We start from the raw sequence: 2912 nt of genomic DNA, 5'->3' as shown, positions 1-2912 counted from the left end.
GCTTAAGGCTTCTTCCCTAGATGACGCCCCAATATCAACAAACATATCCTTGATTTGAACGACCTTATTCCGTTCTTCGTTAGATAAAATATGTGGCGGCTTCGAACCTATTACTCCAGTAATCACCCTATCTTTCGCTGTAATGTGGACCCTTTGGGCTAAAAGAACCTGGGACCACCAGCCCCCAAGCGGGATGAACTTTATGAATCCATCATCCGTTATATCCGACACCATGAAACCAACTTCATCCAGGTGGGCTGTAATCATAATTTTGGGCCCATGCACGTTTCCTCTTTTTACAGCGATCAAGCTGCCTAATTGATCTTGATGTATTTCATCTGCATACGGCTTTATATGATTCTCCATTACTTTTCGGGCTTTGCTCTCATCCCCAACAACCCCAGGCACTTCCGTTAATTCCTTCATCATTTCAAGAATCCTTTTGTCCATGGTTTAACCTCCAGAAAACCGACTAACCAGTCTATTTTTAGGTAAAATTTTTTTTATCATGACCCTCTTAGAATCTCTTACTATCTGAATTACTCGCAGCGCCATTCTGAACCTTATCAATACAGCTCGTTATTATGAACTGTAAATGGTGTGTAAAACCCCAGGGATGATTTTTCAAAAAAACGTACAAATGGCAACCCCTTTGCCCCCTTTATAAGTACCGAGTAAAGAGTCAGCTTATTGGTGATGTAAATAAACCGACCGTATGGTTTATTATATTTTCACTTTTTATAAAATTGCAATATATTAGAAAATATTTCATTCGACAAAAAAGCAATAGTCTTTTATAGTATGGGGTTTTCTTAAGGAGTACAAAAAGGTAATAAACATTGTAAATCGCAAATAAATTCGCAAGTGAAAAAGCACTGAAATTTGCAGTGCTTTTAACATTTTTATGTGTATCAAATTTGTTCCCAATTTTTTATGCTTATTCAGTAATCCCATCCGATTGTTAAATCGTAATACTTATTTGGCGAAGTATTATCTTATCTTAAGCTCTTGAAAAAGTTTCCTCTGTTTCATATAATCAACAGCCTTTGTTTTATTCTTTTGTTTCAAAATATGTTCTTCTTCGTTTTGTTCTCTATAGTAGGCATAGAATTTATCTTTAGAAAGGACACCTTCCAATATAGCTTTTTTAACTGCACAATGTGGCTCTTTGATATGAGTGCAATTAGTAAATTTACACATTCTAGATAAATCTATAATGTCTTCAAATACAAAATCCAATTCATTTTCATTCATTTTTTGAACCTCACACTATCTAATTAAGTAATGTCTTCTCTTATTCCATAATTCTGCCCGTTTGTGGAACAAGTTTCGCTCGTTATAACCATATTATATATTCGATTTAGGAACCGTTTAATCCTTTCCATCCGAATTTAGCACGTTAATTGGTAAGTCCATTAGCAAGTGAATGATCATTTCAAATAACCGTATGACAATAATTATTGTCATCTTGCTAGAATTGGACGAATTCGGGTGTGAATGTGAGGATAAAAATCAAATAAGCGTTGATATACCAACAAAAATAAGCCAACCAATTCATATTCGAGTTGGATGGCTATTTGCATTACTAACTTCTGTTCAAAAGAGACCCAGTTACTTTTTTAGACAACTGCTTTTATCTAAACACACTTGATGGGACATCAAAACGATTCCACAAAAAGATTATAAAAATAGCGGATAGCAGCCAGGCGAAAATCGGTTTCTCAAAATGGACTTTGAGGATAAAAAACATCACGGCATTAAAGGCCGCTGACCACCACAAGCTCCAGCCATTAAAATAGTCAATAAGACCAAAATGGAGGTCTATGATTTCATTCACTACATATAATACAACCCATCCGAGGTGATACAAAACTTTCCCCATCATTTTGCCTTGCGGGAAATGGGACAGATATACAAGCACAGTAGCAGGATATTTAATAGCGATGATCGATAAAGATATATGAGTATTCGTCAGTCCCATATCCTTATCCGCAGCAGGAGGTACGTATCTCCACATAGGATATGCATCAGATAATAAATATAAGTAGAGAAAATCTCCTAGCGTAAAGAAAAGGATGGTTGGATAGTAACGCTTCCAATTTCTCCAATCACCCCATATAAATAAAATAGCTAACCATGACAATCCATATAACGAATTAATCATAAATACATGACACAACCCTTGTTTTACAAATAAAGGAAATTGTTTCACTAGTATAACCAAGAGTTGAACAAACTATTTTCCATGATGATACATGATTAACATCATCCGAATAATATCCAATGTTGAAGGAAAAATACTTCTATAGGTCATTTTTAGCAAAAGCTTCCGCCATAAGGATACGCTTTTCAATTCAGTCTAAAACAACTGCAGGAATTTACAAAGTGTCCTTGCCAGAAAAGGGGGTCATAAGATTTTGGGAAGAAGCCATGAAAAGAATATATTATGCGCACTGTTAATTTTCGGTATCTTTTCCTTTTTCCAGCTAGTAAAAAAGCCTCCGATGAAAGATTGGCTCATAATCTTTTTGCTAAAAGGATACATCGCCTCCATATTAGATAATTTATTAGTGAAAAAAGGGTATTTGAAGTATCCTGTTTACTTATTTAAAACGTTCGATATCAGCGTGTTATTCAGTTATATTCTGTTTCCTGTAACCTGTATTTATTTTAACCAGGTCACAAAAAACTCCGGACTGATTGCGATTTTTTTCAAGTGTATACTCTTTAGTCTTCCATCCGCCTTTGCAGAACACTGGATTGAAAAGAAAACCAACTTAATTAGGTACAAAAAAAGTTGGACTTCGATCCATAGCTTCGCCTCTATCGCCTCTACTTTTTTAGCAGTGAGGTTCTTGATGGGAGGGATCAGGAAATGGACGCAAAAGGAACAAATGAACTGATCTCTATAA

Annotated in this window: 3 protein-coding genes and 1 pseudogene; 1 reads left to right on the top strand and 3 read right to left on the bottom strand. The window is 35.4% G+C overall.

Features of this window, described 5'->3' with window-relative positions; genetic code table 11:
• From WB217_RS18325 to WB217_RS18315, 3 genes and pseudogenes are all read right to left on the bottom strand, one after another.
• Positions 1-450: pseudogene (locus WB217_RS18325) on the bottom strand (peptidase M28); the annotation flags it as partial.
• A gap of 540 nt (positions 451-990) precedes the next feature.
• Positions 991-1254 carry a hypothetical protein gene (locus WB217_RS18320; protein ID WP_423994743.1) on the bottom strand — a complete coding sequence of 88 codons (264 nt, stop codon included), beginning with the start codon at positions 1252-1254 and terminating at the stop codon, positions 991-993.
• A gap of 379 nt (positions 1255-1633) precedes the next feature.
• A complete protein-coding gene (locus tag WB217_RS18315; RefSeq protein WP_423994742.1) occupies positions 1634-2164 on the bottom strand; it encodes a CBO0543 family protein in 531 nt (176 codons plus the stop codon).
• A gap of 340 nt (positions 2165-2504) precedes the next feature.
• Here WB217_RS18315 and WB217_RS18310 point away from each other — a divergent pair, with 340 nt between their 5' ends.
• On the top strand, positions 2505-2903 hold the full coding sequence (locus WB217_RS18310; RefSeq protein WP_423994744.1) for a CBO0543 family protein: 399 nt from the start codon (positions 2505-2507) through the stop codon (positions 2901-2903).
• Positions 2904-2912: the final 9 nt, after the last annotated feature.

It is taken from the genome of Mesobacillus sp., assembly GCF_049588175.1.
Lineage (GTDB): Bacteria > Bacillota > Bacilli > Bacillales > Cytobacillaceae > Mesobacillus.
Note: the sequence above shows the minus strand (reverse complement) of the source record. Positions and strands in the feature narration are given on the sequence as shown.

What these genes read in the sequence shown, in the direction of transcription:
- WB217_RS18310 (WP_423994744.1), top strand. Translation starts at nt 2,505, where the DNA reads ATGAAAGATTGGCTCATAATCTTTTTGCTAAAAGGATACATCGCCTCC.
- WB217_RS18315 (WP_423994742.1), bottom strand. Translation starts at nt 2,164, where the DNA reads ATGATTAATTCGTTATATGGATTGTCATGGTTAGCTATTTTATTTATA.
- WB217_RS18320 (WP_423994743.1), bottom strand. Translation starts at nt 1,254, where the DNA reads ATGAATGAAAATGAATTGGATTTTGTATTTGAAGACATTATAGATTTA.